At 69.0% G+C, this 12,627-nt stretch carries 10 protein-coding genes; all 10 read left to right on the plus strand.

The window, feature by feature from the left end:
• Positions 1 to 166 precede the first annotated feature (166 nt).
• The 10 genes from ABZ827_RS12165 (at position 167) to murD (ending at position 12,617) form a co-directional block, all read left to right on the plus strand.
• Positions 167 to 604, plus strand: a complete 438-nt coding sequence (locus ABZ827_RS12165) for an SAV_6107 family HEPN domain-containing protein (protein WP_357236232.1) — start codon at positions 167 to 169, stop codon at positions 602 to 604.
• 229 nt (positions 605 to 833) lie between these two features.
• A complete protein-coding gene (locus tag ABZ827_RS12170) occupies positions 834 to 1,268 on the plus strand; it encodes a DUF3040 domain-containing protein (RefSeq protein WP_357236233.1) in 435 nt (144 codons plus the stop codon).
• Positions 1,269 to 1,748: 480 nt separating this feature from the next.
• Entirely contained in the window at positions 1,749 to 2,180 is a 432-nt protein-coding gene (mraZ, locus tag ABZ827_RS12175) for a division/cell wall cluster transcriptional repressor MraZ (RefSeq protein WP_357236234.1), read from the plus strand.
• Between the two features lie 267 nt (positions 2,181 to 2,447).
• On the plus strand, positions 2,448 to 3,425 hold the full coding sequence (gene rsmH / locus ABZ827_RS12180; protein ID WP_357236235.1) for a 16S rRNA (cytosine(1402)-N(4))-methyltransferase RsmH: 978 nt from the start codon (positions 2,448 to 2,450) through the stop codon (positions 3,423 to 3,425).
• A gap of 340 nt (positions 3,426 to 3,765) precedes the next feature.
• Positions 3,766 to 4,827, plus strand: a complete 1,062-nt coding sequence (locus ABZ827_RS12185; protein ID WP_357236237.1) for a hypothetical protein — start codon at positions 3,766 to 3,768, stop codon at positions 4,825 to 4,827.
• Positions 4,828 to 5,012: 185 nt separating this feature from the next.
• Positions 5,013 to 6,773 (plus strand): penicillin-binding protein 2, encoded by a 1,761-nt coding sequence (locus ABZ827_RS12190; RefSeq protein ID WP_357236640.1) that lies wholly within the window; start codon positions 5,013 to 5,015, stop codon positions 6,771 to 6,773.
• Between the two features lie 91 nt (positions 6,774 to 6,864).
• Positions 6,865 to 8,481, plus strand: coding sequence for a UDP-N-acetylmuramoyl-L-alanyl-D-glutamate--2,6-diaminopimelate ligase (locus tag ABZ827_RS12195; protein WP_357236238.1), 1,617 nt, complete (start codon positions 6,865 to 6,867; stop codon positions 8,479 to 8,481).
• Positions 8,478 to 10,028 (plus strand): UDP-N-acetylmuramoyl-tripeptide--D-alanyl-D-alanine ligase, encoded by a 1,551-nt coding sequence (gene murF / locus ABZ827_RS12200; RefSeq protein WP_357236239.1) that lies wholly within the window; start codon positions 8,478 to 8,480, stop codon positions 10,026 to 10,028. Before ABZ827_RS12195 ends, murF begins: the two co-directional genes overlap by 4 nt.
• Complete coding sequence (gene mraY, locus ABZ827_RS12205; RefSeq protein WP_357236240.1) at positions 10,025 to 11,101, plus strand: phospho-N-acetylmuramoyl-pentapeptide-transferase; 1,077 nt, start codon at positions 10,025 to 10,027, stop codon at positions 11,099 to 11,101. The genes murF and mraY overlap by 4 nt, the downstream gene beginning before the upstream one ends.
• 49 nt (positions 11,102 to 11,150) lie before the next feature.
• Positions 11,151 to 12,617: a UDP-N-acetylmuramoyl-L-alanine--D-glutamate ligase gene (gene murD, locus ABZ827_RS12210; protein WP_357236641.1), complete on the plus strand. Its 1,467-nt coding sequence runs from the start codon at positions 11,151 to 11,153 to the stop codon at positions 12,615 to 12,617.
• The last annotated feature ends 10 nt before the right edge of the window (positions 12,618 to 12,627 follow it).

A 12,627-nucleotide genomic window follows, 5' to 3' on the forward strand; every position in this document is an offset into this window, starting at 1 on the left:
CAGCCGGAGCTGGGGTTTCCGGCAGGCGAATATGTCGGTGGTCGTCTCTATATTCAAGCTCGAGCCAAACGTTCGAATACCTGTTCGGCTCCCCACGGTGCACGCTCAGCCTGCCATACCGGTAAACCGCCGCGGGGTACGACGGGTGAGATACGGAGGGACGGCCATGTCGGATCGAAGCGTTCACCCGGGTCAACCGGGCCGGGCGGGGATGCTGCTGCGACGCGCCGACGGACTGCTGATGGAGGCGGCGGGGGAAAGCGACCCGGGGGAACGGTTCCGGGTCGCCTATCTGGCCGCTCTGCGCGGGGCGGGGGCGGTACTGGCCCTCACCGGTGCCGATTCGGCGCCGCGGGCACGATCACGTAACGCCTGGGTGATGTTGCAACGCGCCGCGCCCGAATTCGTTATGTGGGCGGACTATTTCAGCGGCCATTCCGCGACCAGGGCCGCCCTGGAGGCGGGCCTGCCCCGGGATATCGACGACGCCCGGGCCGACGAGTTCTATGCGCGTGTCGGCGCATTCCTGCACGATGTCGAGGATCTGATCGCGCCGGCGGCACGGCTGCGAGCGGCGGGCGACGACAACGGCGCGCCGCGCTAGTGGTACCTCCGGCTTCGCTCCGGGCCTCCGTATCAGGCCCCGGAACCGGGCGGACCACGGCATTTTTGTATCGGTCGGGGCCCGGCGCGGGCACGAACTTCACCCAGCTGTACCCATATGGTGGTACGGCTCTGGGGGAACTCGTATCATTAGGGGCAGATAGCCGCCAAGGGGTTATCTGTCGCCTACCCGGAGGCGACAGCCACGACCTAGTGCCGGGGGAGGTACCGTGCCACTCTCCGAGCACGAGCAGCGCATGCTCGAACAGATCGAGAGCGCTCTCTATGCTGAGGATCCGAAGTTCGCGTCGTCCGTCCGCGGCGGACGTTTCCGTACTGCGTCGAGTCGACGCAGACTTCAGGCCGCGGCCCTGTTCGTACTCGGCCTGGTCCTGCTCATCGCCGGTATCGCCCTCCCGGTGCGGCCCGGCGGTTTCCCGATCATCAGTCTGGTCGGATTCATCGTGATGTTCGGCGCGGGAGTGCTGCTCCTGCTCGGCGGAGCCAAAGGTGGATCGGCGGGCCGGGGCGGTGGTTCCCCGAACGATCCGCCGAGTGAACCGGGACCGTCGCAACGAACCGGTGGCCGCGGCCGGCAGCGTCGCTCCGGTGGATTCACCGAGCGGATGGAAGATCGCTTCCGCAGAAGGTTCGAACAGGAATAGTCGCCGGCGAGACGAACTCGCCGAACGCCAGGCCGAAGCCGCACCGGAATCCGGTGCGGCTTCGTTGTCCGCGCATATCCGGTGCGGTGTGGGCGCGTGATGTTCTCGCGCATCCACACCGCACCGCTGTCTTGTCCGGGCCGTCCCTCCCACATCCCTCCACCGGGTCCCTCCACATCGCCCCACCGGCCCCTCTCGCGGCGTGTGAACAGGGGGTTTGCTGGAAGTTGACGGGCGCCGCCGCGTTTGTGGCGCGCGGACGCGCGCGAGGAGGCAGAGCGCGCGAAAAGTTCACCTGATCGGTGATAGCTGGGATGACCTGCGAAATCGGTGAGCTGGGGAGCCACATCACCCCGTGTTTCGATTGAAAGTGGGGGAAAGTGGGGTAATGTGGAGCGCGCACTACAGGAGAGGCCGTAAGGCGCTCGGCCGGCTCAGCCGGCCAACACCATTCGAGGTGGTCCGGTAGGAGGTATCGGGTTGTTTCTCGGTACTTACACACCTCGGTTGGACGACAAGGGGCGACTCACGTTGCCCGCGAAGTTTCGAGACGATCTGGCGGGAGGGTTGATGGTCACCAAAGGGCAGGACCACAGCCTTGCCGTCTATCCGAAGGAAGAATTCAGTGCGCTCGCCCGGCGAGCTGCCTCGGCATCCCGGAGCAACCCGCAGGCGCGGGCATTCATCCGGGCGCTGGCGGCGGGAACGGACGAACAGAGTCTGGATTCGCAGGGCCGGATCGTGTTATCGGCCGAACATCGCCGGTATGCCAACCTCACCCGCGACTGTACGGTCATCGGCTCGGTCGACTTCTTGGAGATTTGGGACAAGCAGGCGTGGGAGACCTACCTCGCCGAACACGAGGAGGACTACGCACAAGCGAGAGACGAGGCACTGGGCGGAATCTTCTAGCCCCCGGCGAGTGCCACGCGGCCTCTGCCCGGACGCGGACCCTGACGTACTTCCCCGACGCCAGGTGCCGCTTCGGTCAGAGACCCCGCGGCATTCGTGAAGCCCAATTTCCTTCTGTCGCACACGCTGTGGCCGTACCCCGTCGGGTGACGGCGCCGCATCTCACGCACTTTTCGCACTGCTTCGGCACCGGTGTCCGCGCCGGATGCCGCGGTCCGATACGACCCGAGGACGGTCGTTCCCAGCGAGGCATATCCGGGAGGTCAGGTGAACCGTGAGCAGCACGGCACACGACATATCCCTGTTCTGCTCACTCGCGCCGCGGAATTGCTCGACCCGGTCCTCGCTGAGCCGGGCGCGGTCTACCTCGACGCCACCCTGGGCCTCGGCGGTCACGCCGAATACTTCCTGCGCACCCATCCGGAGTTGCGCCTGGTAGGTCTGGACCGCGATACCGACGCGCTGGCCCACGCCGCCGAGCGGCTACGGCCCTTCCGGGACCGGATCACCCTGGTGCATATCCGCTACGACGGGATCGCCGACGCGCTGGCGGAGGCCGGCCTGACCGCGACCGGCTCGGTGAGCGGACTGCTGATGGACCTCGGTGTGTCGTCCATGCAATTGGACGAAGCCGACCGCGGATTCGCCTATTCGGTGGATGCGCCGCTGGATATGCGAATGGACGCGACCACCGGCCCGACCGCCGCCGATGTACTCAACACCTACAGTCACGGTGAGCTCGCCCGGGTTTTGAAAGTCTACGGCGAGGAACGTTTCGCGAACCGGATCGCCGCCGAGGTCGTGCGGCGCCGGGCCCGGCAGCCGTTCCGTACGAGTGCCGAACTGGTGGCTCTGCTCTACGACGCCATACCGGCTCCCGCCCGGCGTACCGGTGGCCATCCGGCCAAGCGGACCTTCCAGGCGCTGCGTGTAGAGGTGAACGCCGAACTGGATTCGCTGCGTGCCGCCCTGCCTGCCGCGCTGGACGCGTTACGCCCCGGCGGGCGGATCGTGGTCATGTCGTATCAATCGCTCGAGGATCGGGTCGTCAAACACGAACTCGCCGAACGGGCGAAATCCCGGACACCGATGGATCTTCCGGTCGAACTTCCCGGTATGGGCCCCCAGTTCCGGATCCTGACCCGCGGCGCCGAACAGGCGAGTGCCGCGGAGATCGAGGAGAACCCGCGCGCGACTCCGGTGCGGATGCGGGCGGCGGAGAAGATCGCGGAGGAGACGGAATGAGTGGGCCGGGCCCGGAAGTGGTGCGATACCTCGGCCTGCGCTCCGGCCTCCGCCTCGACGAGTGGCCCGATCGGCGGGCCCGGGTCGTGTCCTACGGACACGGGGTGATCCGGTGCGCCGCAACCACGGAAAGTTCGGGAAAGCTGGGCCGCGCGGGACTGAATTCGATTGTCTCCGAGGGTTTTTTCCAGTACGACAGGGTGTATGCGATACCCGGGTATCGCAACAGCGGATGCCGGTGGGGCCCGGCATCGGAGCAGCGGTCGGGCACGACGGACCGCGGCACAGGGCCACGCGGAACGGAACCGCGGGCCATCACACCGATACGGGGGTGTCTGGTATGAGCGTGGGAACACGGACCGAAACGGGGCGGCCGACCCGGCCGGCCCGGCGGGTACACGACGCGGAGCGGGTGAAATCCGGTGCGGCGCAACGCGCTTACGCCCGGCGGCGACAACGTGTCGCGACACCTACCGCCCCGGCAGGCACGGAGCTGACCGGGCGGGTGCCGTTCGTCGCCGCGATCCTCGCCATGTTCGGCTGCGGTCTCGCTCTCACCCTGGTCCTGACCACTCGCGCCGCCGAGGACAGCTACCACCTCAGCGATGCGCGGGAAGCCAACCGGGTGCTCTCCGACGAACGCGCCGCACTGCAGCGGGAAGTGGCCGCGGCCGATTCCGCACCTGAACTCGCCACCCGTGCACGGGAACTGGGCATGATCCCGGCCGACGACCCGGCGCGCCTGGTGGTCGCACCGGACGGAACGGTCACCGTGATCGGGGAACCCGCCCCGGCGCAGGGTCCGGCCGCGCCACCGCTGAACCCGCCGCCCCGCAGCGGGCCGCATGGTGGTGCGGATCCGGGGGAGCGGGTCGTTCCGGTGCCGTCCTCGCCCCCGCGGCAACCCGCCGAAGCCGGTCCGGGAGCGGTACTCGCGGCGCCGGGTATCGATCCCGCTCAGCCGCAGGGGCAGGCCCCACCGGAGTCCGGCCCGGCACCGGTTCCCGGTGAGCCGGTGCCGGGACAGTCACCCGCCGGGGTGCTTCCGGGTCCGGAAACCGCTGGTGCGCCGGATGCTCCGGCTCCGCTGAACGCCGAAATGCCGCCGGCGGCTCCGGACGCGCCCGTTCCCGGTGAAGGTGCGGTGTCCCCGGAGGGTGGAGCGGGCGTTCCGGCCGATTCCGGTGTTCCGGCTCCGGATGCGGCCCCCGCGCCCGAGCCCTCCACTCCGGTTACGCCTCCCGCGCCCGGGGCGCCGATCGCCGAGGGGCCCGGCGTGGCGGATCCGGCGGCGGCCGGCGGTGACACCGCTCCCGCCGTCCCGACGTCGGTGGCCGTACCGGTACCGGCCGGGGTTCCCGGCGGGGCCCCGGGAGCCGTTGCCGGGGAGGGAATGCGATGAATCGGCGCGGGTCGGGACGCGAGCGCGGTTCGCCGCGGTCCCGCACCGCGGCGAACCGGGAGACCGCGAAGAACCGATCGGTACCCGCTCGTTCGGCGCCTCCCGCGAGCCGGCCGCCGCGGGCGCGGACCGGTGCGAAGAAGGACGGCCCGGTGCGGCTCCGGCTGGGTGTCGGCCGGGTGATCATGTTCATCGCGTTGACCGTGGTGGCAGTGCAACTGCTGTATATACAGACCATTTCCGCGCCGGTACTGTCGGCACAGGCGGCCGGCCAGCGGACCACCTATCAGGATCTGCCCGCCACCCGCGGGACAGTCACCGATCGGCACGGGAAATCGCTGGCGCTCACCGTTATCGCCCAGGCGCTGAGTTTCCAGCCGGTCCGGGTGCGTAAGGATCTCGCGGACGCGCGGGCCAAGGACGATTCGGCGCCCGAACCCGATAAGCGGCTTCAGGACATCGCGCGCACCGTGCACCGTGTGCTCGGCTCCGACGGCCCGAGCGAAGCGGAACTGCTGGCAAAATTGCGCGGCGACGATACGTTCGTGTATCTGGCCCGCAATGTCGACCCCCGCAAGGCCGACGCGATCACCGCCGAATTTCCCGAGGTCGGGGCGGAGCGGCAGGATCTGCGCGAATACCCGGGCGGTTCGCTCGCGGCCAATATCGTCGGGGCCACCGGCTGGGATGGGCACGGCCGGGTGGGGCTGGAGGGGGCCCTGGATTCGGTCCTCGCCGGTACGGACGGCTCGTACACCTACGATCGCGGCTCCGACGGCGCGGTGATCCCGGGGAGCTGGCGCGACCGCCAGCCCGCGGTGGACGGAAACGATATCGAGCTCACCCTCGACTCGTATCTGCAGTACTACGTGCAGCAGCAGACCCAGCAGGCCAAGGACCGCTCGGGTGCGAAATCGGCCTCCGCGGTGGTCCTGGACGCCAAAACCGGCCAGGTGCTGGCCATGGCCAACGACAATACGTTCAATCCGGCACTCGGGCCGGAGCACTGGGACCCCGCGGGGCTCGACAATCCCTCGGTGACCCAGCCTTTCGAACCCGGTTCGGTGAACAAGGTGGTGACCGCCGCGGCCGCGATCGAATACGGTCTCACCGACCCGAACGAGGTGCACCAGGTGCCCGGCCGGATCCAGATGTCGGGGGTGACGGTCGGTGACGCCTGGGAACACGGCGTCGCGCCGTACACAACCACCGGGATCTTCGGCAAATCCTCCAATGTCGGCACTCTCATGCTGGCACAGCGCGTCGGCGAGGATCGGTACGCGGATATGCTCGAGCGGTTCGGCCTGGGCCGGCGGACCGAGGTCGGGTTACCCGCGGAGAGTTCGGGCCTGGTGCCCGCCCGGGACCAGTGGTCCGGTGGTACATTCGCGAATCTGCCTATCGGGCAGGGCCTTTCGATGACCACATTGCAGATGGCGAGTATGTATCAGGCTATTGCGAACGACGGTGTGCGGGTACCGCCGCGGATTGTGCGCGCCACCGTCGCGCCGGACGGTTCGCGGACCGAGGAGCCGGCGCCCGAGGGCGTCCGGGTGGTGAGCCCGCAGACCTCCCGCACCGTGCGGTCGATGTTCCAGTCGGTGGTCCAGAACGACCCGACCGGCGTTCAGATGGGTACCGGCGCGGCCGCGGCGGTGGACGGCTACCGGATCGCCGGGAAAACCGGAACGGCGCAGAAGGTGAACCCGGACTGCGGTTGCTATTCGAGCGATTCGTACTGGATCACTTTCACCGGTATCGCACCCGCCGACGATCCGCGTTATGTGATCGGATTGATGCTGGATGCGCCGGTACGCAGCTCCGACGGTGGCGGTGGGCAGTCGGCCGCGCCGCTGTTCCACGATATCGCGTCCTGGGCGTTGCAGCGGGACCGCATACCGCCGTCGAGTGAACCGCAACGGCAGTTCGTCCTGCAGGCGTCGTGATTCGGCGAACCGGCTGCACCGGCCGAGACCCGGCGTCGGTACCCTGACTCGTCGTCGTATCCGCGCGCTTCATCACGCAGAGAGGAACCCCGTGCCCGCGCAGTCCAGCCAGAACGTGCTGCGGCCCGCCCGGCCGCCGTCGACACCCTTGTCCGATCTGCTGGAAACGATCGCCGCCGACCCTCGGTCGCCGGTGCCCGCCGACCTGCGGATCACCGGTATCGAACAGCGCTCCGACGCGGTACTACCCGGCGATCTGTTCGCCGCGCTACCGGGTGCGCGTGCGCACGGCGCACGATTCGCAGCCGATGCGGTGGCGCGGGGTGCCGCCGCGGTGCTGACCGATGCCGCGGGCGCCGAGACCGCCGGTGAGCTCGGCGTGCCGGTGCTGGTGCGGGAGAATCCGCGCGCGGTCCTGGGCGAGCTGTCGGCAGCGATCTACGGTCATCCGTCCGAGCGGTTGTCGATCATCGGGATCACCGGCACCTCCGGAAAGACGACCACCTCGTACCTGGTCGAGGCCGGGCTGGCCGCCGCGGGCCGGTCCACGGCGCTGATCGGCACCATCGAGACCCGGATCGGTGGCCGCCGCGTACCCAGTGCGCTCACCACTCCGGAAGCGCCGCAGTTGCACGCCGTTTTCGCCTTGATGGTGGAACAGGGTGTGGACGCGGTGGTGATGGAGGTGTCCAGTCACGCGCTGGCGCTCGGCCGGGTGGACGGCGTGCGGTTCGCGGTGGGCGCGTTCACCAACCTCTCCCAGGACCATCTCGATTTCCACGCCGATTTCGAAGACTATTTCGCTGCCAAACGCCGGTTGTTCGAATCCGATTCGCCGGTGGCCGCGCGCACCGCGGTGGTGAATATCGACGATGCCTGGGGCCGGCGTCTCGCCGACGGATTGGCCGAGCCGGTCCGGGTCTGCACGACCGGGCCCGCGGACTGGTCGCTGGCCGGTCCGGCGCGCGCGCACGGCGGTGAACAGGAATTCACCGCCGTGGGCCCCGAGGGGGAGACCCCCGTGCGGTTGCGGCTGCCCGGCGACTACAACGTCGCCAACGGTCTGCTCGCGCTCGCGGTGTGCGCGGCGGCGGGGGTCGAGCCCGCGTCGGCGGCGCCCGCGCTGGCTGCCGTGGACGTGCCGGGCCGGATGCAGCGGGTGGAGCGTGGGCAGGATTTCCTCGCGCTGGTGGACTACGCGCACAAACCGGCCGCTGTGGAATCGGTGATCGCGACCCTGCGTGCCCACCTCGCCGCCGCGGGCAGCGGAGGCAGGCTGGCTGTTGTGGTCGGCGCCGGTGGTGATCGTGACCCCGGTAAGCGCGGACTGATGGGTGCGGCGGCGGCGCGCGGCGCGGATCTGGTGATCCTCACCGACGACAATCCCCGCACCGAAGACCCCGCCGCGATCCGCGCGGCGCTGGTGGCGGGCACACAGAGCGTGCCCGAGGAACAGCGCGGCGAGGTGCGCGATATAGGCGATCGGACCGCGGCGATCGAGGCCGCGGTCGGTTGGGCAGGTGCCGGTGACGCGGTGCTGGTGGCCGGTAAGGGTCACGAAACAGGGCAGGAGATCAACGGGGTGAAATATCCGTTCGACGACCGCGGGGTACTCGCGGCGGCGATCGATTCGACACGGCCGCACGGTTCCGGGGGATCGGGCAACGGTTCGTGGCCGGCGGGCGCGGAGGACTTGACAGTTTCATGATCGAAATGACACTGCGGGATATCGCCGAGGTCGTGGGCGGACAGCTGCACGATATCGGTGACCCGGAGATGCGGGTGACCGGTTCGATCGAATTCGATTCGCGCCGTATCGGTCCCGGCGATATCTTCCTCGCACTGCCGGGCGAGCGTGTGGACGGCCATGATTACGCGGCCGCGGCGGTCGAGGCGGGCGCGGTCGCGGTACTGGCCGCCCGTCCCGTGGGTGTGCCCGCCATTGTCGTGTCACCCGCGTCCGATGTGGTGCCGTCGAGGTCGCTGGCGCTCAGCCATGATTCGACCGGAGCCGGCGCCGCGGTGCTGGACGCGCTGGCCGCGCTGGCCCGTGAAAGCGTCTCCCGGCTGGTGGCCGCCGGCGGGCTGACCGTGGTGGGTGTGACCGGTTCGTCGGGCAAAACCTCGACGAAGGATTTGCTGGCGGCGGTGCTGGCGCCGCTGGGCCCGGTGGTCGCCCCGCCCGGATCCTTCAACAACGAACTCGGCCATCCGTGGACCGCCCTGCGCGCCGATCCGAGCACCCGGTTCCTGGTGCTGGAGATGTCGGCCCGCGGCCCCGGTCATATCGCCGCGCTCGCGCGGGTGGCGCCACCGACTGTCGGTGTGGTGCTCAATGTCGGGACCGCGCATCTCGGTGAGTTCGGCAGCCGGGAGGCGATCGCCCGGACCAAGGGTGAACTCGTGGAAGCCCTGCCGGAAACCGGGCTGGCCGTCCTCAACGCCGACGACAACCAGGTGAGCGCGATGGCCTCCCGGACAGCCGCGCGGGTGGTCATGGTCGGCCACGCCGCCGGCGCGCAGATCCGCGCGAGCGGGGTCACTCTCGACGACCGGGCCCGTGCCTCGTTCACCCTGCACACGCCCGCGGGTGATCGCGACATCACCTTGGCGGTGCACGGCGAACATCAGGTGGGTAACGCGCTGTCGGCCGCGGCGGTGGCGCTGGAGTGCGGTGCGGATCTCGACACCCTCGCGACCGCGCTGGCCGGTGCCCGCGCGGCGTCGGCGCGCCGGATGGATGTGCGCACCGGTACCAACGGGGTCACGGTGATCAACGATTCCTACAACGCCAACCCGGATTCCATGCGAGCCGCGCTGAAGGCGCTGGTCACCATGGCGCGGGCCGGTGACACGCCGCGCCGCAGCTGGGCGGTACTCGGTGAAATGGCCGAATTGGGCCCGGAATCGGTGGTGGAACACGACGCGATCGGCCGCCTGGCCGTCCGGCTCGATGTGGACCGGCTGATCGTGGTCGGCACCGGACGGCCCTCCCGGGGCATGCACCAGGGAGCGGTCATGGAAGGCTCATGGGGTGAGGAGTCGGTGCTCGTCCCGGATATCGAAGCGGCCGTACAACTGCTCGACGCCGAAGTCGAAGCGGGTGACGTGGTGCTGGTGAAGGCATCGCAGTCGGTCGGACTGTGGGCCGTGGCCGAGCAACTGCTGGCCGCGGGAGAGAATACGGGTGCCGGTACGCCGGCACCGGGCGGCGCCGGCGCCGCCGGTGGGGTGAGCACGGAGGCAGTGCGTTGAGACAGATCTTGTTTGCGGCGGCGATCGCACTGACGGTGTCGATCTTGTTGACCCCGCTGCTGATCCGGATATTCGCCCGGCGCGGCTTCGGGCAGGAGATCCGGGTCGACGGTCCGGCCAGCCACCAGTCCAAACGTGGCACACCCACCATGGGCGGGGTCGCGATCATCATCGGTATGTGGGCCGGGTATCTGGGATCCCACCTGATCGGTATCGGTTACGAGGCCGAGGGGCCCACGGCGTCTGCGCTGCTGGTGCTCGGGCTGGCGACGGCGCTGGGCGTGGTCGGATTCATCGACGATTTCATCAAGATCCGCAAGGGCCGCAATCTGGGGCTCACGGCCGCGGGTAAATATCTGGGGCAGGTGACCGCGGCGGTTGTCTTCGGCGTGCTCGCCCTGCAATTCCCTGGCGGCAGCGGGCTTTCCCCGGCCGGCCGGCAACTGTCGTATGTGCGCGATATCAACACCGTCACCATGAGCGTGGTGGTGTTCCTGGCCTTCATCTGCTTCATCGTCGTCGCCTGGTCCAACGCGGTGAACCTCACCGACGGCCTGGACGGTCTGGCGGCCGGGTCGATGAGCCTGGTGCTGGGCGGCTATGTGGTCATCACGTTCTGGCAGTACTACCACTCGTGCGAGACGAAGCCCGAGACCGGTTGCTACAACGTTCGCGACCCCCTGGACCTGGCGCTGGTCTGCGCCGCCGGGACCGCGGCGTGTATCGGCTTCCTGTGGTGGAACGCCGCGCCCGCCAAGATCTTCATGGGCGATACGGGATCGCTGGCGCTGGGTGGTCTGCTGGCGGGTCTGTCCGTTACCACCCGCACGGAGCTGCTGATGGTCGTCATCGGCGCGCTGTTCGTCGCCGAGGCGGCGTCGGTGGCACTGCAGATCGCGGTGTTCCGGACCACCCGCAACCGGTTGTTCAAAATGGCGCCGTTCCATCATCATTTCGAGCTCAGTAAATGGGCGGAGACGACCGTGATCATCAGGTTCTGGTTGCTGGCCGCCATGGCCTCGGCGGCCGGACTCGCCCTGTTCTACAGCGAATATCTCTCGGCGGTCGGGTGAGCTGACGATGGAGGAGCACGTACCACGGGCCCTGCGTTCGCCGGGGCCGATGCTGGAATTCCTGCGCGGTCGCGAAGTGCTGGTCGCGGGGTGGGGAGTTTCGGGGCGTTCGCTGATCGCACCGCTGCGCGATATCGGCGCCCGCCCGGTGGTCACCGACAGTGGCGCGCACGCGCTGGCCGAAGCGGCCGAGCTGGGGCTCGATATCGCCCCCACTCCCGAACTGGAGAACACCGACTGGTCGCGGTTCGCGCTGGTGATCACCAGTCCGGGCTGGCGTCCCGATTCGCCCGTACTGGCCTCGGCGGTCGCCGAGGGGATCCCGGTCTGGGGTGATGTGGAGTTCGCGTGGTGGGTCGACCAGGCCCGGATCTACGGACCGGTACGCAAATGGCTGGTGGTGACCGGCACCAACGGTAAGACCACCACGACCTCGATGACCCACGCCATCCTGCGGGCCGCCGGTATTCCCAGCGTGGCCTGCGGAAATATCGGCCTGCCCATTCTCGACGCGCTGCGCCGCAATCCCGGGCCCCAGGTACTCGCGGTGGAACTGTCGTCGTTCCAGCTGCACTGGGCGCCTTCGGTGCGCCCGGAGGCCGGAGTGGTGCTGAACGTGGCCGAAGATCATCTGGACTGGCACGGCGGACTCGACGCCTATGCGGCGGCGAAGGCCCGGGCGCTGCTGGGCCGGATCGGGGTCGTCGGACTCGACGATCCGATCGCCGCCGGCCTGGCCCGCCGGTCGAAGGCGCGCCGCACCATCGGTTTCCGGATCGGTGTACCCGCCGACGGAGAACTCGGTGTGGTCGACGGGAAACTGCTCGACCGCGCGTTCACCAAGGCGGCGATCCTGGCCGAGTCGAAGGAGATCAGCCCGCCCGGTCCGGCCGGTATCGCCGACGCGCTGGCCGCCGCCGCGCTGACCCGGGCCATCGACGTGGCACCGCAATTCGTGCGCGAAGGCCTGGTGGAGCACAAAGTTGGGCCGCATCGGTCGGCACTGGTGCGGGAACTGGGCGGAGTCGATTTCATCGACGATTCCAAGGCCACCAACCCGCATGCCGCGCGGTCGTCGATCCTGGCCCATCAGCACGTGATCTGGCTGGCCGGTGGTCAGTTGAAGGGCGCCCACGTCGAGGACTTGGTGGCGGAGGTCGCCGATCGGCTGGTCGCCGTGGTGCTGTTCGGGGCGGATGCGCCGGTGATCGCGTCCGCACTGGCGCGACACGCGCCGGAAGTCCCCGTGGTCGAGCTGGATACGCGGGATTATTCCGGCATGGGCCAGGCGGTTATGGACGAAGCGATCATCGGCACGCGGGATACCGATATCGCCGACGCGGTCATGGCCCGCGCGGTGCGTGAGGCAGCGGCGTTCGCCGGCCCCGGCGATACGGTGCTACTGGCCCCGGCCGCGGCCTCGCTGGATATGTTCATCGATTACACCCACCGCGGCCGCAGCTTCGCCGGCGCGGTCGAGGAGCTGAAGGACGAGGACCTCGGGCGGCGGTTATGAGACCGCGCGG

The sequence above is a fragment of the Nocardia sp. NPDC019395 genome (assembly GCF_040632335.1).
Taxonomy (GTDB): Bacteria; Actinomycetota; Actinomycetes; order Mycobacteriales; family Mycobacteriaceae; genus Nocardia.

Excerpts from the sequence above, each read along its gene's own strand:
- ABZ827_RS12185 (WP_357236237.1), top strand. The coding sequence starts at position 3,766 with ATGAGCGTGGGAACACGGACCGAAACGGGGCGGCCGACCCGGCCGGCC.
- murD (WP_357236641.1), top strand. The coding sequence starts at position 11,151 with ATGCTGGAATTCCTGCGCGGTCGCGAAGTGCTGGTCGCGGGGTGGGGA.
- ABZ827_RS12190 (WP_357236640.1), top strand. The coding sequence starts at position 5,013 with ATGTTCATCGCGTTGACCGTGGTGGCAGTGCAACTGCTGTATATACAG.
- ABZ827_RS12165 (WP_357236232.1), top strand. The coding sequence starts at position 167 with ATGTCGGATCGAAGCGTTCACCCGGGTCAACCGGGCCGGGCGGGGATG.
- murF (WP_357236239.1), top strand. The coding sequence starts at position 8,478 with ATGATCGAAATGACACTGCGGGATATCGCCGAGGTCGTGGGCGGACAG.